We start from the raw sequence: 20,455 nt of genomic DNA on the forward strand, positions 1-20,455 counted from the left end.
GAGCACATCATCGCGCTCTGCGAGCGTGGAAACGTCACCATCCAGGTCGTGTGCCGTTGACGGTCGAGAAGGTTCTGACCCTTGGTGGTGTGATCATCTTCGACTTCGAGGCGAATGCCACCAGCGTCGTCTATACCGAACACGCAGGCGGCATGAACGCCTACCATCTGCCCCACGATGTCCGGCGTCACAAGAGAGAGGCGGCGCGCCTGAAGGCACTCGCATTGTCGCCGGAGGAGTCGCTCTCCACGATTCAAGCTAGGCTTCGAGAACTGTGATCGACAACGAATTTGCATGGCGGACGTCGTCCTACTCCGGCAACGCGGAGGCGTCCGAGTGCGTCGAGGTCGCGGCATGTGCCTCGGTGACCGGTGTCCGTGACACGAAGGACGGCGGTCGAGGCAACCTCACCGTTCCCAACCGCTCCTGGCCGGCCTTCCTCTCGGCGATCAAGTGTCCGCACTGCACGAGCTGAACGACGAACGGTTCGCGTCCCGCGGGCTCCGGCTGTGGATCATGCGGGACGACCTCGTCCATCCCGAGCTGCCCGGCAACAAGTTCCGCAAGCTCAAGTACAACCTCGTCGAGGCCCGCGAGAGCGGGCACCGCACCCTGCTCACCTTCGGCGGGGCGTACTCGAACCACATCCGCGCCACCGCCGCGGCCGGGGCGCTGCACGGGTTCGCGACGATCGGTGTCATCCGCGGCGACGAGTTGGCCGGCAAGCCGTTGAACCCGTCGCTGGCCTACGCCGTCGAGCGGGGGATGCGGCTCGTGTTCGAGGACCGGGCGGCGTACCGGCGGCGGGCGGAGTCGGCGTACCTCGACGAACTGCGCCAGGAGTACGGCGACTTCTTCGCGATCCCGGAAGGCGGCAGCAACCCGGCGGCGGTGCGCGGATGCGCCGAACTGCCGTCCGAGATCGACGTCCCGTACGACGTGGTCGCGGTCGCGTGCGGGACCGGCGGCACGCTGGCCGGGATCGCCGCCGGGTTGCCGTCCGACAAGGCCGCGGTCGGGTTCGCGGTCCTCAAAGGGGACTTCCTCGCGCGCGAGGTCGCGGAGTTGCAGCGGCAGACGTACGGCGAGACGCGCGGTAGCTGGCGCGTCGACGGCTCCGCGCACTGCGGCGGGTACGCCCGTACGACCCCCGAACTCACCGTCTTCCTCGCCGACTTCGCGCGGCGCCACGGCATCGCGCCGGACGAGATCTACGTCGGCAAGATGCTGTACGGCCTTTTCGCAGCCGCGCACCGCGGCGAGTTCGCCCCCGGCACCCGCATCGTCGCCGTCAAAACCGGCTGACCCGGTTGGGCGGCTGCTAGCCTCCGCGGTGAGGCTGATCATGACGGGGGTCATTGTGAAATTGCTGAGTCGCGGTATATCGGGCGCACTTGCCGCGGTGGCGATCATGCTCACCGGGTGCAGCGACGGCGGTGGCGCACTGCCGGGCGTCGGACCGGTCGCCCCGGCCGACCCGGGAGACCGGAGCGGGTCGGCCCCGTCGGCGCCCGGTGCCGGGCAGCTGTTCGGCCGCGGCACGGTGACACTCATCTGGTGCCGGACCGAGGTTGACGGGGCCGTGGCGTCGATCGCGTCGTACTCGCTCAGCACGGGCCGGGTCGTCGAGCAGCGGCAGCTTGCCTTCAGCCCGGCCGGCGGCCGACCCGAACACCTCTGCAAGTCCAGCTCGATACGCCGCTCGCAGCAGCAGGTTCGCCAGCTCTTCAACGCGGACTACACGCTGGTCGCCGGCACCGCACCCGGCTTCGGGGGAGGAAGCCAGGCCGACGCCTTCGACCTGCGTACCGGCAAAGCCGCCGGACCGCCGCCGGACCAGGACGCGTTCAGCGACGCGCCGAACGACATCGAGCCGCTGTTCAAGCCCGGCACCAACACCCTCTGGTACCAGCCCAAGGGAGGTGGGCGGATCGTCTCCCGGGAGGCGGGCACCGACCCGGGTACCGCGGTCGAGGCCGCCACGACCGAGCAGCGGTACCCCGGGTTCGTCTTCGGCGGCGACAAGCTGTGGACACCCCTGGGTGGCAACGGAGTGCAGGTGAGCGCCACGTCGGTCAACCCCTCGGCGACCGCGGCGGCCAACTGGGACGACGTCTCCGACCTCCGGGTGTCCCTGCCGGGCGAGGACCCCGAAGTCGCCGGCAAGGCCGGCCAACCCGGCTATCACAACGAAACCGTGCTGCCCGGGAGCGGCGACGTCCCCGACGGCTGCATGCCGCGCTTCTGGCGCAGCGACACCGTCCACGTCTGCGCCACCGACACCCGGCTGGTGCAGATCACGTTCTCGGACGACTTCGACGCCGTGACGGCGGTGGAGGACCTGCTGCCGGCCAACTCCCGTACCAGTCAGGGCGCGATGCTTTCGCCGGACGGCAAGAGCGTGGTGTTCCTGTCCGGGAACGGCAGTACGTCCTCCGTGCCGGCCCTCTACCGGCTGGACCTGGACACCCCCAACGCGGCTCCGGTGAAGATCTGCGACGTCAACGGGCCTTCCAACGAGGGCCGGGGAGCGACCGTGGTCGCGTACGAGTAGGGCGCGGGTCGGGCGCCGGCTACTGGGGCACGATGGCCAGGGGGCGTACCGGGGCTCCTGTTGCGCCGACGATGGGGAGTGGGGCGAGGATCAGGAGGCACTCGCCCAGGCCGGTGTCGAGGAGTTCGTGCAGGCGCATCGTCTCGACGATGTTGATGCCGGACTCGACCAGCAGGATGCGGTGCACGGGCAGGGTGCTGTGGCCCAGTCCCGGGCCGATGCGTTCGAAGGCCAGGGTCTCGCCGCCGACCACGCGCACGCGGCGGGACGCGAGCCAGCGGGCCGCGTCCGCGCCCGGGCCGGGTACGCCCTCGCGCATGCCGGTGAAGACGTCGTACTGGTCCCACAGCCGCGACCAGCCGGTGCCGATGAGGACGGCCTGCCCGGGGCGTACATCTGAGCCCGCCAGGCCTTCGGCGCGCGACAGGTCGTCGGCGGTGATCTCGTAGCCCGGCGGCAGGATCTGGACGCCGTACAGGCGCGGGATGTCGAGGACGACCGCGCGGCCGACGTAGGGCGGGAAGGTGTCGATGCCCAGCGCCGACAGCCCTTGGTGGTTCTGGACGTCGGCGGCGGCCAGTCCGCCGTGGACGAGGCCGTCCTGCGAGACGTGGCCCAGCGCGTCCACGTGCGTGCCGACGTGGCCGCCGGTGACGATGACCTCGTTCGCCGCCGAGCCTCCGTCCGTGCGGACGTAGTCGCCGTGCCTGCGCTCCAGCGCCATGCGGAAGGGCGGGTGGTTCGCCGACTGCGGCATGCCCTTCCGCATCGGCTGTGCGAGGTCCAGGACGCGCGACGCGGCCAAGCGGTACCCGTCGATGTACGCCATGCGCTCTCCCTCGACATGCCGTCCCCGACCTATTTCCCCCGAGAGCGAGACCGACCGTACCGGCAACGGGGCCCGCACGGGGGCTCAGCACGTGTGCAATGCGCGCTTGAGGACCTTGCCGGCCGCGTTGCGCGGTAGAGCGTCGATCAGGCGGATCTCGCGCGGCAGCTTGTGCCTTGCGATGCGCGGCCGCAGGAACGCGTCGAGTTCCGCCGCGTCCAGCGTGGTGCCAGGGCGCAGGACGATGTACGCGACGACCCGCTCACCCCACGTCTCGTCGGGCGCGCCGGTCACCGCCGCCTCCAGGACCGAGGCGTGGCAGGCGACCGCCTCCTCGATCTCCCGGGGGTAGATGTTGACGCCGCCCGAGATGATCACGTCCTTCTTGCGGTCGACGATGGACAGGAAGCCCTCCTCGTCGGCGACCGCCACGTCGCCGCAGGTCAGGAACCCGTCCTCGGTGGTGCACGCGGCGGTGGCCGCGGCGTCGCCCAGGTAGCCCTTCATCAGGAACGGCGAGCGGCTGAACAGCTCGCCCGGCTCGCCCGGTCCGACCGGGCGGCCCGCGTCGTCGACGAGCCGAACCTCGGTCATGTACCAGGGGTGGCCGACGGACCCCCACTTGTCGGCCGCGTGCCGCGGGCGGAGGTTGGTGACGACGCCGGCCTCGGTGGAGCCGTACAGCTCGTGCACGCCGCAGCGCGGGAAGGCCGCCATCACCCACCGCTTGAGCGCGACGGGCAGCGCAGCCGCGTTGAAGTAGAGCGTGTCCAGCGTGCCGAGGTCGTGTCGGGCGAGTGCGTCCTCGCCGAGCGCACGGATGGTCTGCGCGTGGGTGGGCACCAGGAACACCGATTGCGCGCCGACCTGTTCGACGGTTGCGAGCAGCCGCTCGGGGTCCCAGCGCGGCAGCATGGCCACCGTGCCGCCGGTCAGGACGGGGGCGTAGCCGAACAGGAGGCCCGCGCCGTGGTACATCGGTGCCACCGCGACGCTGGTACGCCCCGAGCCGAGCCCCCATTCGAGCGCGGCCAGGTACGCCTGGAGCACCCGGCTCCGGTGGGTGATCAGAACTCCCCTGGGGTTCCCGGTCGTTCCCGAGGTGTACTGGATCCCGAACACGTCCAGGTCGCCGACCGGCACGTGCGGGTCGACCGCGCGGGCGGTGCGCAGCGCGCTCTCGTAGTCCGGTCCCGTCGACGTGCCGCGCATCGACAGGACGAACTCGACCGGCACGCCGGCCACGACGTCGGCCAGCGCGTCGTCCAGGATCAGCGCCCGCGCCCCGGAGTGGCGGACGATCCAGTCGCTTTCCGGCGCGGTCTGCCGGGGGTTGAGCGGCACCATCGGCAGACCCGCCCGCGCGAGGCCGGTCGCCACCTCGGGGAACTCCAGGCAGTTCGGCAGCAGTACGGCCACGGGGTCGCCGGGTGCGAGGCCGCAGTCGAGCAGCGCGCACGCTAGGCGGTTCGCGCGGTCGTCCAGGGCGCGGTACGTCAGGGTCCGGTCTCCGTCGAGCACCGCGGGGCGGTCCGGTCCGGAACGGGCGAACTCGCGTACGCCGTTCGCCATGTTGAGCGCGGCCCCACCGCCGTACAGCGTCATTGCGGTCGCCTCCCGAGGCGTTCGCCATGCCCTGTTCGTGCTCCCGAGATGAATGGAAACACCGTTCCGCAAAGCCGCGCAATGGCGCACAGCGGCGCACAACGGCCGACTACGCTTCGCAGGTACGCCGATCGCACGGAGGTGCCCTGTGCCGCACGACCGCGAAGAACCCGAAGCGACCCGGCCCGACCTCGCCGAACCGGCCGAGAACCTGCGCGCGTTCGTGCGCGCCAGAGCGAGCCTCGGGCCCGAGGACACCGTCGTGTGGTGGACGGGCAACGTGCACGCCCAGGCTCCCGGCGAGAACTTCCGGCACCTGTTCCGCTTCGAGGGCTTCAACGTCGGGCGGACCGTGGCGGTCGAGGGCGGCCACCGCTTCCTGGCCCGCGAGGCGGCGTTCTACCAGGACCCGCGCACCGGCGAGATCCTGGAGGGCTGGGCCAACCCGGTCACCGGCGACGACTGCGAAGTGCTGCACATCTGGAACGACCCGGTGAACATGGACTTCCTGCTCGACGGACCGCGCGGGCCGTGGCGGGCCCTGGTGACCGAGCTCGGCGACGACGTCATGTGGGGCCAGGACATCCTGCTGGCGTACCCGTCGCCGCTGCCGGTCGCGCAGTACCCGGAGAACTCCGCGGACGACGTCTACCGCGCGGCCGAGCTGTTCCAGTTCTTCGCGCGCAGGACCGACCTGGACCGCCCCGACCTGCCCTCGGTCCCGTGCCACTTCTCCTGGACGCGGCTGTCGCCGTGGCTGCCGTGGATGCGCATGGGCGACCGGCCCGGCGGGCTCGTCTTCCACTGCCACGGCACCAAGCTGGGCGGCTACGACCACCTGCCTGAGCACCTGCGCAAGTACGTCGCGGCGCAGAACCCGGCCTTCGCCCGGTCCCCTGAGGAGTGGTCCGCGCCCAACGAGACGAGCTGGACCTATTTCCGCAGGCGAAACGCGTCCGGCGGGTAACAGTCATCCGGGCCAAGTGGACAAGTGCCGCCCTCGTAAGAGACAAACGTGTGTGCAGCAGTTGCGGATCGGAACCCTGACCATCCCGAGGCAGCGCGAGACCGACACGTCCCGCCCGCCTCGGGACATCATCGTCCAGCCGGTGCCGTACCTCTTGGCGACCATGTTCTTCGGCGCTTACACGCTGATATCGCTGCTCCGCTTCCGCAAGGTCGAGAACCCGTCGTGGGACCTTGCGATCTTCGAGCAGGCGGTCAAGGGGTACGCGCACTTCGGCGCCCCGATCGTGGACGTGCGGCAGCCGGGCATGAACCAGCTCGGCGACCACTTCAGCCCGATCCTCGCGACGCTCGCACCGCTGTATCGGGTCTTCCCGTCGCCGGTGACGCTGCTGCTCGCCCAGGCCCTGCTGTTCGCGGTCTCGGTCGTCCCCGTGACGCGTATCGCCATCCGGGTCCTCGGCGAGGCGCGCGGTGTCGCGGTCGGTGTGGCGTACGGCCTGTCCTGGGGGATCCAGCGGGCCGTCGAGTTCGACTTCCACGAGATCGCCTTCGCGGTCCCGCTCATCGCCTTCACGCTGGAGAAGCTGCTGCTGCGGCGCTGGCTCGCCGCGATCCTGTGGTGCCTTCCGCTGCTGCTGGTCAAGGAGGACCTCGCGCTGACGGTCGGGGCGGTCGGCATCTACCTGCTGACCCAGCGGCAGTGGCGCCTGGGCGCGGTGATGATGGTCGCGGGTGCCGCGGCGATGGCGCTGACCGTGTACGTCCTCATTCCGGCGTTGAATCCGGACGGCGTGTACGACCAGGGCAAGAGCGCGGGCGGCGGTTCGCTCTTCGGGATCTTCGGGGGCTTCCCCAAGGACCTGGTGTGGCCGTTCGTCAAGGTCAAGACACTGCTGTGGGTGTTCGGCGCGGCCGGCTTCCTCGCGCTGCGCTCGCCGGTCGCGGTCATCGCGGCTCCGACGCTCGCGTGGCGGCTGCTTTCCGACACCCCGAACCACTGGGGCCAGGACTGGCACTACAACGCGGTGCTGATGCCGATCGTCTTCGTCGCGCTGGTGGACGGCATCAAACGGGCGGGGGACTCGCCGCGGCCGTGGCTGCGGACGTACGCGCGCAACCTGCCCGCCGCCGTTGCGGGCGCGTCGCTCGCACTGTGCGCCTTCCTGCCGGCGTCGCGGCTCATCGAGCCCGAGGAGTACAAGACACCGCCTCGGCTGCCCGCCGCCAACGCGGCCGTCGCCAAGGTCGCCGAGGGGTCCACGGTCGAGACCGACCTCGGGCTCATCTCGCAGCTTCCGTCGCGCGCCCAGGTGTTCTGGATCGGCGCGACCGGCGGCGTGGTGCCGGACTACATCGCGGTCGGCGAACCGGAGGTGTGGGACCAGGAGTCCCGCGACCGGTTGGTGCAGGAGGCCGCCGACCGGCACGGCGGCGCGGTCTACGAGATCGTCTTCGCGAACAAGTTCGTGATCCTCAAGCACATGCCCTGAGCGGGCGCGTGATCCGGTCGCACGTGGGCGGCGTCGGCGTTGTCCGGCGCCGCCCGGCGTTGTTCGGCTTTATCGGGCGCGGTTGACACCGCCGAGCGCGATCAGGCGGGCCGAGCAGCGCCGGGCGTCGTCCGGCTCGGCGAGTGCCCACCACGCGCGGACGTGCGCGGTGACGAGCGCGTCGATCTCGGCCGCGGACACCTCGGACCAGCACGGCACCTGGCGCGCCCACGCCTCCGCGTCCGCCGCGGTGTGGCCGTGTTCCATGAGCCGCAGCACGGCGTGGGCGACATCCAGCCACGCGGGCCCGCGCGCGGCGGTGGCCCAGTCGACGACGTACGCCCGCTTGCCGCAGGACAGCAGGTTGTGCGGATTCAGGTCGGTGTGCAGCAGGCTCTCGCCGTCGAGCAGCCGCAGCGCGGTCGCGTCGAGGTAGTCGGCCCAGCGGTCGGAGACCCGTTCGAGCGGTACGTCTCCGTCCGGCGGCGGGAGCGTGGTCAGGCGCCGCAACGCGTCGGCCACGCACGGCAGATCGGCCGAGCCGGGGGACAGGTCGGCGTGCCGCGCCTCGACGTACTCGAACACCAGGACGTCCCAGCCGCACGTGCTTATGTGCCGCAGCAGACGTGGCGACAACTCGGTGACGTACGGCGCCACGGTGGCCTCGACGTACTGTTGCGCGACCGCCGGATGCCCGTGGCGCACCCCCTTGACGAAGAAGCTCCCCGACGAGGTGCCGAGCGCGGAGGCGAAGTCGCAGCTGTACCCGGCCCATACGGTGGCCGAGTCGCCCACGGCCCCGACGGTCTCCTCGACGCACGCGCGAACCTCGGGGTGCAGATCCGGCCACGGGATGCGCGGCGCGGTCTGGAATCCCGGCGGGGGCGGAGGGACCCGGAGTGTCATCGCCGGCCGCCTGGGCGGCCACTGCTCCGTCTGCGCCAGCGCGAGCCGCCGGCACCTCCCCTGCCCGACGTTGTGTCGCGGTCGTCGCCGCCGGGTGGCGGGGGCGCGGGCCGCAGCGGTTGCATGGTGGCCCCGCACAGGCGGCACCGCTTCTTGCCGCTCCAGTCGACCCAGTCGTGCGGCGGACATGAATCGGGCACGGTTCCCACCCCCGCGCTGCGTGGTCGTGCTCCGGACCGGTCGTGTCCCGGAGCATCGAGCATGGCCGGTGCGAGGGGCGCACAACAAGGGCGCGCGGCCTGAATCATGCGTTCGTGCGGTAATTCCGTGGTCGGGGTGGCGGCGTCCCCGGCACACTGCCCGGGACATGAAGAGCAATGAGGAGACCACGGCGGACCGCGGGACCACCGCGGACGACGCCCCGACGAACCGCCGAATCCGCGCCCTGCACACCGCCGAGACGGTGACGGTGTATCAGGCGTACAAGCCGCAGATCGCGTCCTTCGCGGCGCGCGAGGGCCGGTTTCCGGACACCTGGAGCCGGGAGCGGATGACCTGGGTCAAGCCCAGCTTCCTGTGGATGATGTACCGCTGCGGCTGGGCCGCGAAGAAGCTCCAGGAGCACGTGCTCGCCCTGGAGATCACCCGCGAGGGCTTCGAGGCCGCGCTCGCCGGGGCGTGCCTGAGCCACTTCGACCGGAAGGTCTACCCGGACCGCGACACATGGGGCCGACGGCTGCACGCCACCACCGTGCGCGTGCAGTGGGACCCCGAGCGCGACCTCCACCTGCGGCCGCTGGCCCACCGGTCGCTCCAACTCGGCCTGGCCGGCTGGGCGACGCGGGCCTACGCCGACGAGTGGCTGGTCTCGGTCCGCGACGTCACCCCGCTGGCGCACGAGATGCACGACCTGGTCAGGTCCGGCGACCTCGCGGCGGCGTCGGCGCTGCTGCCCGACGAGCGGCCGTACGCGCTGACCCCCGACCTCACCGCCACGATCGGCGCGTCACCGGTCGCGTGACGACTCGTCGCCGGGGCGCTGCGGCGCCGCGGACGGAGTCGCCGGCCCGGACGCGCTCCACTCGCTCTCGGTGTGCGGCGTCTGCGGTCCCTGCGGTGTGTGCGGCGCCGGCGGTCTGGGCGGGGCGGCCGGGACGACCGGCTGCCGGAGCATCGCCATGAGCGGGAACAGGCTCAGGCACAGCGCGATGAGGGTGAAGACGAGGCACAGATAGGCCCCGACGCCGAGCTCGAACGAGCCGCCGGGGATCGAGCCGAGGATGCTGTCCCCGATCTCGCTGAGCGTGGTCATCATCACGATGATCACCATCAGCGCCGTGAAGGCGGGCACCGCGGCAAGGACCAGGAGCCTCGGCCGGTGGACCAGCAGCGAGTAGCCGGCGATCACCACGACGGCGGCCAACAGGATCACCAGCATGATCGGCGCGGCGGGCAGCAGGTCGCGGTTGAAGCCGTTGACCCCTTGTTCCTGCCGGAACAGCTTGCTGATCGACCAGTCCGGGAACATCATCCCGACCGCGACCATGCCGCTGAGCATCACCGCGAGCGCGGGCCAGTCCTCGGCCAGGTTGAAGGCACGGCCGGGCTTCGCGTACGCCGCGGCGGGCGGCCCGGCAGGTCCGGGCGGCGGTGGTGGGGCCGCTCCGGGGCCGGCGGGGCCGGCGGCGGTCGAGCCCGTGCCGCCGGGCGGGGGCGGCGGCGGGACGGGTGCCTGCCCCGGGGCCGGCCCGGACGACGAGGGCGCCACCGGCGGCTGACCGGGGGCCTGGCCGGGCGTCTGGCCGGGCGGCGGAGTGGGCGGTGGGGCGTGCGGGGGCTCCGGAGTCGCGGACGCCCCGGGGTCCGGCGGCTCGTACGGCCGATCGGTATCCATACAAACCACGCTAAGCCGCCATACGCTCACCCGCAGTCCGAGACGGCGGCCGTCTCGGCGTCCCAAGATGCTTGATATTGACAAGCTCTTTCGTATGGGAGAAATTCGACTCTGCCAAGTACCTGCGTAATAGGAGCCGATGACGTGCATCTCGCCCCAACACCCGCGCAGGAAGCCCTGCGCGCCGAGCTGCGGGAGTACTTCGCCCGCGTGATCACCCCGGACGTCCGGGCAGCCCTCGAAGCAGAGGGGGAGGCGGGCGGCGAGACGACGCAGCGGGTCCGGCGGCAGCTGGGCTCGGACGGCTGGCTGGGCATCGGCTGGCCGGTCGAGTACGGCGGCCAGGGCAAGGGCCCGGAGATGCAGTTCATCTTCTTCGACGAGGCGTACCGCGCCGGGGCGCCCGTATCGATGGTGACGCTCAACACCGTCGGCCCCACGCTGATCAAGTACGGCAGCGAGGAGCAGAAGAAGTACTTCCTGCCGAAGATCGTGTCCGGCGAGATCATCTTCGCCATCGGCTACAGCGAGCCGTCCGCCGGCACCGACCTCGCGTCGTTGCAGACCAAGGCGGTCCGCGAGGGCGACGAGTGGGTGATCAACGGCCAGAAGATCTTCACCAGCACCGCGCAGGGCGCGGACTGGATCTGGCTCGCCTGCCGCACCGACACCGAGGCGCCCAAGCACAAGGGCATCACGATGATCCTGGTGCCGACCAACGACCCCGGCTTCTCCTGGACCCCGATCGTGACGGTCGGCGGCATGGCGACGACGGCGACGTACTACGACAACATCCGCGTGCCGTACTCGAACCTCGTGTACGAGGAGAACCGCGGCTGGAACCTCATCACCAACCAGCTCAACCACGAGCGGGTGGCCCTGGCCGCACTCGGCATGCAGGCCGAGGACTTCTTCGACGAGGTCCTGGAGTGGGCGCGGGAGACCGAGGTCGAGGACGGCGTACGGGTCATCGACCAGCCGTGGGTGCAGCTGAAGCTGGCGGAGACGTACGCGCGCCTGTCCGCGGTGCGCATGTTCAGCTGGCGCCTCGTGCACGACGTCGGCAACAACACCCTCAACGCCGGTGACGCCTCCGGGGTCAAGTTCTTCGGTACCGAGGGCGCCATCGAGGTGTACCGGAACCTCATGGAGATCGTCGGTCCGGACGCCCTGCTGCGCCCCAAGGCGCCGGGCGCGTTCAGCGGCGGCCACCTGGAGGCGATGAACCGCCGGGCGCAGATCAACACGTTCGGTGGCGGCGTCAGTGAGGTCCAGCGCGAGATCGTCGCCATGGTGCGGCTCGGGATGACGAAGGTGAAGCGGTGACGGTCAACACAGCGGCCAACACGGCCGAGGCGGCAGACGGCGAGGCCAAGGCGGCGCTCCTCGCGCGCCTCAAGGAGTTCGAAGGCGTCCACTCGGAGTCGGGCGTCGTCGCGCTCGACCCGGTGAACGGGCCGATGATCCGGCACTGGGCCGAGACCATGGGCGACACCAACCCCGTGTACACGGACGCGGACTTCGCCAAGGACACCCACTTCGGCGGCATCGTCGCCCCCGCGACCATGCTCCAGGTGTGGACGATGCGCGGCCTCCAGCCCGCGGTCGCCAACCCGGACAGCCCCGTGCAGAAGCTGTACGACCTCGTGGTCGAGGCCGGCTTCGGCTCCGTCGTGGCCACCAACTGCGAGCAGGAGTACGTCCGCCCGCTGCGGCTGGGCGAGGTCGTCGAGTTCGACCAGCTCATCGAGACGGTGTCGGAGGAGAAGACCACCGGCCTGGGCACCGGCCACTTCATCACCACGCTGATGAACCTCTTCGTGCGCGACGGCGACGAACGGGAGCTGGTCGGCACCCACCGCTTCCGCATCCTGCGCTACACGCCGCACAAGAAGAAGGCCAAGGAGGCGAAGCGCCCGCCGCGCCCGCGCCGCGTCGTCAACCGCGACAACCAGGCCTTCTGGGACGGCATCGACGAGGGCAAGCTCCTCATCCAGCGCTGCACCAACTGCCAGACGCTGCGCCTGCCGTTCGGTCCGGGCTGCAACAAGTGCGCGTCCCTGGAATGGGACACGATCGAGGCGGCCGGCGGCGGCACGATCTACTCGCACGTCACGATGCACTACCCGAAGTTCGCGGCGTTCGACATGCCCTACGCGGTCGCGCTCGTCGAACTCGACGAGGGCGTGCGCACTCTGTCCAACATCGAGGGCATCCCGCACGACGAGGTGCGCATCGGCATGCGCGTGCAGCTGGAGTTCGTGCAGCACGACGCCGACCTCAAGGTGCCGGCCTTCCGCCCGGTCGAGCAGGAGGCCTGACCATGGACTTCAACCTCTCCGAGGACCAGCAGGCCCTGGCCGGGCTCGCCGGCGACATCTTCGCCGCCCGGTCCACGCACGACCGCATGAAGCAGCTCAAGGCCGCGGGCCTGGAGTTCGACGCCGACCTGTGGCGCGACGTGGCCGAGGCCGGGCTCATGGGCGCGGTCATCGACGAGAAGCACGACGGCGGAGGCCTGGGCATCGTCGGCCTCGCGCTGCTGCTGGAGCAGCAGGGCCGCTTCACGGCGCAGGTGCCGCTGCTGGACACGCTGGCGTACGGCGTCCTGCCGCTCCTCCGATTCGGCTCGGCCGAGCGCATCGAGGCCGAGCTGCCCGGGCTGCTCGACGGCTCCCGCATCGTCGCGGGCGCCATCGCCGAGGCCGGTGCCGGGCTGCCCGGCAAGCCGAAGGTGACGGCGCGTCAGGAGGGCGACGCGTACGTCCTCGACGGCGTCAAGCGCTCGGTGCCGTGGGCGCAGGTCGCGCACAGCGTGCTGGTGACGGCGAACGCGGGCGGGCGTACCGCGGTGTTCGTCGTCGACACGGCCGCGGACGGGGTCGCCGTCGAGGCGGCGCCGACGACCGCGCCGTGGGCGTCCGGACACGTCACGCTCACCGGTGCGCGCGGCGTGCCGGTCGGCGGCGTCGCCGAGGGCGAGGACGTCGCGGCGTGGATCGTCGACCGGGCGCGGGTCGCGCTCGCGGCGCTCCAGGTCGGCGTGTGCGCCCAGGCGCTCACCCGGACCGTCGAGTACGTCACGACGCGCGAGCAGTTCGGCAAGCCGCTGTCCACCAAGCAGGGCGTCATGATGCGCGCCGCGGAGTCCTACATGGACACCGAGGCCATCCGCGTCACCACCCTGGAGGCGGCCTGGCTCATGGACCAGGGCGAGGCCGCGACCGAACAGGCGCTCGTCGCCCGCTGGTGGGCCTCGGAGGGCGGCAAGCGCGCCGTCCACGCGTGCCAGCACCTGCACGGCGGCATGGGCTCCGACATCGACCACCCGATCCACCGCCACTTCCTGTGGGGCCGTCAGATCGACGTGACCCTCGGCAGCGGCATCCAGCAGCTCGCGGCCCTCGGCGCGCTTTTCGCGCGGGGCAGTGCGAAGGGAGCAGGGGCATGACCGACACGAAGAGCCTCACGTACGCCGACGTCAACGTCGGCGACGAGCTCCCCGAGCTGGTGGTCCCTCTCACCCGCACGCTGATCACGGCGACCGCGATCGCCACGCGCGACTACCAGGACGTGCACCACGACCCGGGCCTCGCGCAGGACAAGGGCTCGCCGGACATCTTCATGAACATCCTGACCAGCAACGGCCTCGTGGGCCGGCTGGTCACCGACTGGGGCGGTCCGGAGACCGAGCTGCGCAAGGTCGCCATCCGCCTCGGCGCTCCGAACTACCCGGGCGACACGATGACGCTGACCGGCAAGGTCACCGCGAAGGCCGACGGCCTCGTCGAGGTGGCGGTCGTCGGGGCGAACAAGCTCGGCAACCACGTGACGGGGACCGTCACCGTCGCGCTTCCGGGAGGCGAGAAGTGAGTCTCAAGCATGCGGACTCCCTCAAGGGCAAGACCGCGATCGCGGGCATCGGCGCGACCGAGTTCTCCAAGGACTCCGGCCGTAGCGAACTGCGCCTGGCCGCCGAGGCGGTAGGTGCCGCGCTCGACGACGCCGGCATCGCGCCGTCCGAGGTCGACGGCCTGGTGACCTTCACCATGGACACCAACCCGGAGATCTCGGTCGCGCAGGCGTGCGGGATCGGGGACCTGACGTTCTTCAGCCGCGTGCACTTCGGCGGCGGCGCGGCGTGCGGCACGGTCACGCACGCGGCGATGGCGGTGGCCACCGGGCTCGCCGACGTCGTGGTCTGCTACCGGGCGTTCAACGAGCGCTCGGGACGCCGGTTCGGCTCGGGTGTGCTGGAGCGCGAGCCGAGCGCGGAGGGTGTCGCGATCGGGTGGAACATGCCGTACGGCCTGCTCACCCCCGCGTCGTGGGTGGCCATGTTCGCGCAGCGCTACCTGCACGTGTACGGCGCGAGCACCGAGGCGTTCGGCCACGTCGCGATCGCCGACCGGCAGCACGCCGCGAACAACCCGGCGGCGTACTTCCACGGCAAGCCGATCACCATGGAGGACCACCAGAACGCGCGGCGCATCGTCGAGCCGCTCGGCCTGCTGGACTGCTGCCAGGAGACCGACGGCGGCCAGGCGCTGGTGATCGTGAGCGCCGAGCGCGCGAAGGACCTGAAGCAGAAGCCGGCGATCATCAACGCGGCGGCGCAGGGCGCGGGCCGCAACCAGGAGATGATGACCAGCTTCTACCGCGACGAGATGACCGGTCTCGCGGAGATGCAGGTGGTCGCGAAGCAGCTGTGGCAGACGTCGGGGCTCACGCCGGACGACATCCAGACGGCGGTGCTGTACGACCACTTCACGCCGTTCGTGCTCATGCAGCTGGAGGAGTTCGGCTTCTGCGGGCGCGGCGAGGCGCCGGGCTTCGTGGCCGACAACAACCTGCTGAAGGGCGGCAAGCTGCCGACCAACACGCACGGCGGCCAGCTCGGCGAGGCGTACCTGCACGGCATGAACGGCATCGCCGAGGGGGTCCGGCAGATCCGCGGGACCTCGGTGAACCAGGTCGACGACGTGCACAACGTGCTCGTGACGGCGGGGACGGGAGTGCCGACCTCGGGTCTGATCCTGGGCCAGGCCTGAACTTCGGGCCGGAGTTCCGGCCTGGTCATCGCTCGGTGTCGCGTGGGGCCCCGGGGCCGCAACGGGCTTCGGGGCTACGCCGAACGCGTGGTCCTGCCGCGCGTCACGGGGCATTTGTTCTGATTGTCGCCCTTCTCGTACGCAGCGTTGAACGACCGAGACCTGTGTACGAGAAGGGAGGCGGCCGTGCGCCGCATTCACCGGGCGGGGACGTCCGTCCTGCTCACGGCGGTCCTGATGGCGCTCGCGGTCCCCGTCGCCGACGCCCGGGGCGCGGCGCCGCGCGGCATGCGCACCGTCACCGGCGCCGGGTTCGACACCTGCGAGGCGCCCAAGGTCTCGACGATGAAGGCGTGGCGGGCCTCGCCGTACAAGGCGGTCGGCATCTATGTCGGCGGCGTGAACCGCGGCTGTGCCAACAAGGGGCTGACGCGCGACTGGGTGCGCCAGGTGCGGGCGCAGGGCTGGGAGTTCCTGCCGCTGTACGTCGGCTCGCAGGCCTCGTGCACGACCTCCGGGAAGGTGCAGCGCATCGACCCCGCGCGCAGTTGGGACATGGGCGGCGCGGAGGCGGACGACGCCGTCGACCGGGCGGCCGCGGTCGGCTTCAGGAAGGGCAGCGCCGTCTACCTCGACATGGAGCACTACGACAACCGCAACGCCGACTGCCGGCGTGACGTGCTCAACTTCGTGTCGGCGTGGAGCGACCGGGTGCGGGCCCGCGGCTTTGTCCCGGGGTACTACAGCAGCCTGAGTTCGGGCATCGCCGATCTCGTGGAGTTCGCCGGGACCCGGTCGATGCCGGACGCGGTCTGGTACGCGCGCTGGGACGACAAGGCGGTGACCAGTGGGGACGGCGCCATTCCCGACCACCTGTGGCCCGGGCGCCGGGTCAAGCAGCACGCGGGGAACGTCAAGGAGACGTACGGCGGCCAGACCCTCAATATCGACCGGAACGCGCTGGCAGGGCCGGTCGGGGTGCTCTGAGTTCGCGCACCGTCGTGCCCCGCGAGGCACCCCGGGACATCTCGCGGCTCATCTCGCCGACCAGCAGGGCAAGTTCGGTGGCCAGGTCGACGGCGTGCCCCTCGCGCGGGTGCTCGCGCATCCACCAGCACATGATCTGCACGATCGGGCCCGCGGCGTCGGGGTTGCCGAGGATGGCGGCGCGGGCCGCGACGGGGTGCGGCGGCTGGTCGGCCCCGACGCGGAACCACCTGCCGTCGCGGAAGCCGAGCGCGGGGTGGCCGAGGGCGTCCGGGAGGATCACGTCGAACGGCCTGGGGGTGAAGGGCGCGTACATGGCCTGATTGTCATCGGGGGTTAGGCCGAATGGTGGAACAAGCTCCTGATTTCACCCGTACGTAGGGCTTTTGGGGACTTGCATCGCGCGACTCGCGTCACACCGGCGCGGGTGACCGTCAACTCTGTTGCTTGCCGCAACTAACGCCGCTATCTTTAGTTGCACGAAACAATGGTGGATGGTGGAGTGCGATGTCGACGATTGCGAGTGACACGGCGTCAGGCAGATCGGAGCCGGGCGCCGACGGGGAGTTCACGCACCGTCAGATCATGAAGGTGATGAGCGTTCTGCTCGTCTCCCTCTTCGTGGCCTGCATATCCGGCACGGTCATCAGCACCGCGCTGCCCACGATCGTCGGCGACCTCGGGGGACAGGACCAACTCGCCTGGGTCGCGAGCGCGGGCCTGCTCACCACCACCGCGTCGACCCCGCTCTGGGGCAAGCTGTCCGACCTGTACGGCCGCAAGCGCCTGTTCCGCATCGCGCTCATCCTCTTCGCGGTGTCCTCGGCGCTCGCCGGGCTGTCGCAGAGCATGGGCCAGTTGATCGCGGCGCGCGCCGCCCAGGGCATCGGCGTCGGCGGCATCACGGCGCTCACCCAGGCGATCATGGCGGACGTCACGACCCCGCGTACCCGCGGCCGCTACTCCGGCTGGATCGGCTCGGCCTTCGGCGTCGCGACCGTCGCCGGCCCGCTCATCGGCGGCTTCCTGGTCGGCTCCGAGGCGCTCGGCTGGCGCTGGACCTTCTACGTCGGCATCCCGTTCGCGGTCGCCGCGCTGGTGATGGTCGAGCGGGTCCTCAAGCTGCCGCACGTCCGCCGCGAGGCGCACGTCGACTACCTCGGCGCCGCGCTGATCACCGGCGCGATCACCTCGGTCCTGCTGGCGCTGTCGCTCGGCGGGCAGAAGTGGGCGTGGAACTCCGGTACGACGTACACGCTGGCTGCCTTGACCGTCGTGCTCGGCCTCGGCGCGGCGTGGCAGGAGCGCCGGGCGAAGCAGCCGATCCTGCCGCCGCACCTGTTCCGCAGCCGGACCTTCCGGCTCGCCGGCACCGGGTCGTTCTTCGTCGGCTTCGCGATGTTCGGCGCGATGATCTACCTGCCGCAGTACCTCCAGATCGTGCGCGGCATGAGCCCCACGCGGTCGGGCCTGATGACGCTGCCCATGGTGATCGGCATGCTCGGCGCGTCCATCCTGTCCGGACGGCTCATCACCCGGTACGGGCGCTGGAAGGCGTTCCCGCTGATCGGCCTGCCGATGATTTCGCTGGGCCTCTTCCTGCTGGCCAACCTCAAGGTCGGTACGCCGCTCGCACTCGCCGGCGTCTACATGCTCGTCCTCGGCGTGGGCCTGGGACTGTCGTCGCAGGTGCTCGTGCTGGCGATCCAGAACGACGTGGACCCGGACGACATCGGCACCGCGACGTCGTCGGCGTCCTTCTTCCGCTCGATGGGCGGCGCGGTCGGCGTCGGCGTGCTCGGGGCCATCCTGAGCTCGCGGCTCAGCTCCGGGATCCCCGAACTGATGGCGGAACGCCACGTCACCCCCCCGCCCGGCACGGACATGGGCCACTTGCTGGGCAGCCCGTCCGCCATCCACGACCTGGACGCGCCGCTGCGCGGCGTGGTGCTGGACGGCTTCACCGACGGCCTGCACACCGTCTTCCTCACCGCGGCCCCGGTCACGCTGCTCGGCTTCCTCGCCGTCCTGGCGATCCGCGAGGTCGCGCTGCGCGGCGGACGGAACGCCAAGGAGGAGGTCGGGGCGGACGACGGCCCGCGCGGCGGAGGCGACTGCGGGGGCGACCGCGGGGGCGACCGCGGGGGCGAGCGTGGCGGTGAGCGCGGCGGTGACGCCGCGGATGCGGAGCCTGACGGATCGTCAGATCCGGCCGCGGCCGATCTCGCGGGACCTGTCTCGGAACGGGCCGGCGCTCGGGGCTGACAACAAGCGGTTCCGGGCAGCACAATCCTGGTAATCGGCGTACCCGTCGGTAGGCAGCGCGGCGCTGCCTGGCCCCCCACGGCCGCAGACCACCAGGAGGTCTCGTAAATGCTGAGCACGATGCAGGACGTGCCGCTCACGATCGCGAGGATCATGCGGCACGGCACAACAGTGCATGGCGCCTCCCAGGTGGTGACCTGGACCGGGGCGGAGCCGCGGCGCGCGTCGTACGCCGAGGTCGGCCGCCGCGCCGCACAGCTCGCCCACGCACTGCGCGGCCTCGGCATCACCGGCGACCAGCGGGTCGCGACCTTCCTGTGGAACAACCAGGAGCACCTGGAGTGCTACCTCGCGGTGCCGTCCATGGGCGCCGTGCTCCACACCCTCAACCTGCGCCTGCCCGGCGACCAGCTGATCTACATCGCCAATCACGCCGACGACAAGGTGCTCGTCGTCGACGGCAGCCTCGTACCGCTCTTCGCGCCCGCGCTGCCCGCGCTCAAGACGATCGAGCACGTGGTCGTCACCGGCGACGTGGACCTCTCGCCGCTGGACGGCGACCACGGCAAGACGATCCACCGCTACGAGGACCTCCTCGCCGGTCAGCCCACGGAGTTCGACTGGGACGAGGAGATCGACGAGCGGACCGCCGCGGCCATGTGTTACACGAGCGGAACGACGGGGAACCCGAAGGGCGTTGCCTACAGCCACCGTTCGACGTACCTGCACAGCATGCAGATCTGCATGGTCGAGGGGTTCGGGCTCGGCTCCGGCGACCTGGTGCTGCCGGTCGTGCCGATGTTCCACGTCAACGCGTGGGGGCTGCCGTACGCCGCGATGCTCTCCGGCGCGTCGATCCTCATGCCGGATCGTTTTCTCCAGGCCGAACCGCTCGCCGAGATGATCGTCGCCGAGAAGCCGACCATGGCCGCGGCCGTCCCGACCATCTGGACCGCGCTGCTCAACCACCTCGACGAGACGCACCAGGACGTCTCCTCGCTGCGCGAGGTCATCGTCGGCGGCTCGGCCTGCCCGCCCGCGCTGATGGAGGCGTTCGAGGAGCGGCACGGGCTGCGCATCATCCACGCCTGGGGCATGACGGAGACCTCCCCGCTCGGCACCGTGGCCCGGGCGCCGGCCGGGGTGACGGGCGAGGCGGAGATGCCGTACCGCGTCACGCAGGGTCGGCTCCCCGCCTCGGTGCAGGGCCGGCTGGTCGGCCCCGACGGCTCGCTGATGCCGCACGACGGCAAGTCCGTGGGCGAGTTGGAGGTACGCGGCCCCTGGATCGCCGGCGGCTACATCAGCGGCGAGACCGGCTCGGACTCCGTCGAGGGCGACCGCTTCCACGACGGCTGGCTGCGTACCGGCGACGTCGGCACGCTCTCGGCCGACGGCTACCTCACGCTGACCGACCGCTCCAAGGACGTCATCAAGTCCGGCGGCGAGTGGATCTCGTCGGTCGACCTGGAGAACCACCTGATGGCGCACCCCGACGTGGCCGAGGCGGCGGTGGTCGGCGTACCCGACGACAAGTGGGGCGAACGCCCGCTGGCCACCGTCGTGTTGCGTGCCGGAGCCGAGACCGGGCTGGAGGAGCTCAAGGAGTTCATGGCCGGCCGCGTCGCCCGCTGGCAGGTCCCGGAACGCTGGAGCCTTGTCGAGTCCGTTCCCAAGACGAGCGTCGGCAAGTTCGACAAGAAGGTCATCCGGCGTCAGTACGGGGACGACGAACTCGACGTCGTGAAGCTGGCGTAGCCCGCCCGGAAGGCGTAGCCCGCTCGGAAGGCGGAGCCCCTGATCGGGGGTGGTGAGACGAAAACCGTGGTCCCGGCGCCGAGTTGGCGTCGGGACCACGGGTTTGTGCGGCTGGATCGGTTCTTTCGCTGGCTTTCGCGGCTTCTG

The 20,455-nt window shown here is 70.9% G+C and carries 20 protein-coding genes; 15 read left to right on the forward strand and 5 right to left on the reverse strand.

Features of this window, described 5'->3' with window-relative positions:
• The first annotated feature begins 56 nt into the window (after nt 1-56).
• From ACWD12_RS26055 to ACWD12_RS26070, 4 genes are read left to right on the forward strand one after another with little or no spacing between them, the layout of a single operon-like run.
• Nucleotides 57-278: a Scr1 family TA system antitoxin-like transcriptional regulator gene (locus tag ACWD12_RS26055; RefSeq protein ID WP_450101566.1), complete on the forward strand. Its 222-nt coding sequence runs from the start codon at nt 57-59 to the stop codon at nt 276-278.
• Complete coding sequence (locus ACWD12_RS26060) at nt 275-475, forward strand: DUF397 domain-containing protein (RefSeq protein ID WP_450101567.1); 201 nt, start codon at nt 275-277, stop codon at nt 473-475. Before ACWD12_RS26055 ends, ACWD12_RS26060 begins: the two co-directional genes overlap by 4 nt.
• Complete coding sequence (locus ACWD12_RS26065; protein ID WP_450101568.1) at nt 454-1,305, forward strand: 1-aminocyclopropane-1-carboxylate deaminase/D-cysteine desulfhydrase; 852 nt, start codon at nt 454-456, stop codon at nt 1,303-1,305. Before ACWD12_RS26060 ends, ACWD12_RS26065 begins: the two co-directional genes overlap by 22 nt.
• A 40-nt stretch (nt 1,306-1,345) precedes the next feature.
• A complete protein-coding gene (locus ACWD12_RS26070) occupies nt 1,346-2,554 on the forward strand; it encodes a hypothetical protein (RefSeq protein ID WP_450101569.1) in 1,209 nt (402 codons plus the stop codon).
• Between the two features lie 19 nt (nt 2,555-2,573).
• On the opposite strand, the gene ACWD12_RS26075 is transcribed toward ACWD12_RS26070, so the two are convergent.
• Together ACWD12_RS26075 and ACWD12_RS26080 are read right to left on the reverse strand one after the other, a co-directional pair.
• Nucleotides 2,574-3,383, reverse strand: a complete 810-nt coding sequence (locus tag ACWD12_RS26075; RefSeq protein WP_358354969.1) for a cyclase family protein — start codon at nt 3,381-3,383, stop codon at nt 2,574-2,576.
• An 84-nt stretch (nt 3,384-3,467) separates the two neighbouring features.
• Entirely contained in the window at nt 3,468-4,988 is a 1,521-nt protein-coding gene (locus ACWD12_RS26080; protein ID WP_450101570.1) for a class I adenylate-forming enzyme family protein, read from the reverse strand.
• A gap of 148 nt (nt 4,989-5,136) precedes the next feature.
• Between ACWD12_RS26080 and ACWD12_RS26085 the strand changes: the two genes are divergently transcribed.
• Nucleotides 5,137-5,955: a DUF1838 family protein gene (locus ACWD12_RS26085; protein WP_358354970.1), complete on the forward strand. Its 819-nt coding sequence runs from the start codon at nt 5,137-5,139 to the stop codon at nt 5,953-5,955.
• A 52-nt stretch (nt 5,956-6,007) separates the two neighbouring features.
• The gene (locus tag ACWD12_RS26090) at nt 6,008-7,447 is read left to right on the forward strand and encodes a DUF2079 domain-containing protein (RefSeq protein WP_450101571.1); all 1,440 of its coding nucleotides are present in this window, start codon (nt 6,008-6,010) and stop codon (nt 7,445-7,447) included.
• Nucleotides 7,448-7,516: 69 nt separating this feature from the next.
• Here ACWD12_RS26090 and ACWD12_RS26095 read toward each other — a convergent pair whose 3' ends face one another.
• Nucleotides 7,517-8,353, reverse strand: coding sequence for a phosphotransferase family protein (locus tag ACWD12_RS26095; protein WP_450101572.1), 837 nt, complete (start codon nt 8,351-8,353; stop codon nt 7,517-7,519).
• A gap of 367 nt (nt 8,354-8,720) precedes the next feature.
• Here ACWD12_RS26095 and ACWD12_RS26100 point away from each other — a divergent pair, with 367 nt between their 5' ends.
• Entirely contained in the window at nt 8,721-9,374 is a 654-nt protein-coding gene (locus ACWD12_RS26100; RefSeq protein WP_450101573.1) for a DUF4291 domain-containing protein, read from the forward strand.
• Here the strand turns inward: ACWD12_RS26100 and ACWD12_RS26105 are convergent.
• Nucleotides 9,360-10,247: a hypothetical protein gene (locus ACWD12_RS26105; RefSeq protein ID WP_450101574.1), complete on the reverse strand. Its 888-nt coding sequence runs from the start codon at nt 10,245-10,247 to the stop codon at nt 9,360-9,362. The two genes, ACWD12_RS26100 and ACWD12_RS26105, sit on opposite strands and share 15 nt — an antisense overlap.
• Nucleotides 10,248-10,391: 144 nt before the next feature.
• On the opposite strand from ACWD12_RS26105, the gene ACWD12_RS26110 reads away from it, so the two are divergent.
• From ACWD12_RS26110 to ACWD12_RS26135, 6 genes are all read left to right on the forward strand, one after another.
• Nucleotides 10,392-11,573 (forward strand): acyl-CoA dehydrogenase family protein, encoded by a 1,182-nt coding sequence (locus ACWD12_RS26110; RefSeq protein ID WP_450101575.1) that lies wholly within the window; start codon nt 10,392-10,394, stop codon nt 11,571-11,573.
• A complete protein-coding gene (locus ACWD12_RS26115; RefSeq protein WP_450101576.1) occupies nt 11,570-12,568 on the forward strand; it encodes a bifunctional MaoC family dehydratase N-terminal/OB-fold nucleic acid binding domain-containing protein in 999 nt (332 codons plus the stop codon). Before ACWD12_RS26110 ends, ACWD12_RS26115 begins: the two co-directional genes overlap by 4 nt.
• Before the next feature lie 2 nt (nt 12,569-12,570).
• Nucleotides 12,571-13,698 carry an acyl-CoA dehydrogenase family protein gene (locus ACWD12_RS26120; RefSeq protein ID WP_450101577.1) on the forward strand — a complete coding sequence of 376 codons (1,128 nt, stop codon included), beginning with the start codon at nt 12,571-12,573 and terminating at the stop codon, nt 13,696-13,698.
• Nucleotides 13,695-14,120 carry a MaoC family dehydratase gene (locus tag ACWD12_RS26125; RefSeq protein ID WP_358354982.1) on the forward strand — a complete coding sequence of 142 codons (426 nt, stop codon included), beginning with the start codon at nt 13,695-13,697 and terminating at the stop codon, nt 14,118-14,120. Before ACWD12_RS26120 ends, ACWD12_RS26125 begins: the two co-directional genes overlap by 4 nt.
• Complete coding sequence (locus ACWD12_RS26130) at nt 14,117-15,298, forward strand: lipid-transfer protein (protein ID WP_358354983.1); 1,182 nt, start codon at nt 14,117-14,119, stop codon at nt 15,296-15,298. Before ACWD12_RS26125 ends, ACWD12_RS26130 begins: the two co-directional genes overlap by 4 nt.
• Nucleotides 15,299-15,484: 186 nt before the next feature.
• A complete protein-coding gene (locus tag ACWD12_RS26135; protein ID WP_450101578.1) occupies nt 15,485-16,285 on the forward strand; it encodes a glycoside hydrolase domain-containing protein in 801 nt (266 codons plus the stop codon).
• Here the strand turns inward: ACWD12_RS26135 and ACWD12_RS26140 are convergent.
• On the reverse strand, nt 16,239-16,601 hold the full coding sequence (locus ACWD12_RS26140) for a hypothetical protein (protein WP_450101579.1): 363 nt from the start codon (nt 16,599-16,601) through the stop codon (nt 16,239-16,241). The two genes, ACWD12_RS26135 and ACWD12_RS26140, sit on opposite strands and share 47 nt — an antisense overlap.
• Before the next feature lie 191 nt (nt 16,602-16,792).
• Here ACWD12_RS26140 and ACWD12_RS26145 point away from each other — a divergent pair, with 191 nt between their 5' ends.
• Both ACWD12_RS26145 and ACWD12_RS26150 read left to right on the forward strand, forming a co-directional pair.
• Entirely contained in the window at nt 16,793-18,550 is a 1,758-nt protein-coding gene (locus tag ACWD12_RS26145; RefSeq protein WP_450101580.1) for an MDR family MFS transporter, read from the forward strand.
• A 108-nt stretch (nt 18,551-18,658) separates the two neighbouring features.
• Nucleotides 18,659-20,308, forward strand: a complete 1,650-nt coding sequence (locus ACWD12_RS26150; protein ID WP_358351091.1) for a long-chain fatty acid--CoA ligase — start codon at nt 18,659-18,661, stop codon at nt 20,306-20,308.
• Nucleotides 20,309-20,455: the final 147 nt, after the last annotated feature.

It is taken from the genome of Streptodolium elevatio (assembly GCF_053592165.1).

Excerpts from the sequence above, each read along its gene's own strand:
- ACWD12_RS26100 (WP_450101573.1), top strand. The coding sequence starts at position 8,721 with ATGAAGAGCAATGAGGAGACCACGGCGGACCGCGGGACCACCGCGGAC.
- ACWD12_RS26120 (WP_450101577.1), top strand. The coding sequence starts at position 12,571 with ATGGACTTCAACCTCTCCGAGGACCAGCAGGCCCTGGCCGGGCTCGCC.
- ACWD12_RS26080 (WP_450101570.1), bottom strand. The coding sequence starts at position 4,988 with ATGACGCTGTACGGCGGTGGGGCCGCGCTCAACATGGCGAACGGCGTA.
- ACWD12_RS26125 (WP_358354982.1), top strand. The coding sequence starts at position 13,695 with ATGACCGACACGAAGAGCCTCACGTACGCCGACGTCAACGTCGGCGAC.
- ACWD12_RS26150 (WP_358351091.1), top strand. The coding sequence starts at position 18,659 with ATGCTGAGCACGATGCAGGACGTGCCGCTCACGATCGCGAGGATCATG.
- ACWD12_RS26105 (WP_450101574.1), bottom strand. The coding sequence starts at position 10,247 with ATGGATACCGATCGGCCGTACGAGCCGCCGGACCCCGGGGCGTCCGCG.
- ACWD12_RS26095 (WP_450101572.1), bottom strand. The coding sequence starts at position 8,353 with ATGACACTCCGGGTCCCTCCGCCCCCGCCGGGATTCCAGACCGCGCCG.
- ACWD12_RS26070 (WP_450101569.1), top strand. The coding sequence starts at position 1,346 with ATGACGGGGGTCATTGTGAAATTGCTGAGTCGCGGTATATCGGGCGCA.
- ACWD12_RS26140 (WP_450101579.1), bottom strand. The coding sequence starts at position 16,601 with ATGTACGCGCCCTTCACCCCCAGGCCGTTCGACGTGATCCTCCCGGAC.
- ACWD12_RS26145 (WP_450101580.1), top strand. The coding sequence starts at position 16,793 with ATGTCGACGATTGCGAGTGACACGGCGTCAGGCAGATCGGAGCCGGGC.
- ACWD12_RS26075 (WP_358354969.1), bottom strand. The coding sequence starts at position 3,383 with ATGGCGTACATCGACGGGTACCGCTTGGCCGCGTCGCGCGTCCTGGAC.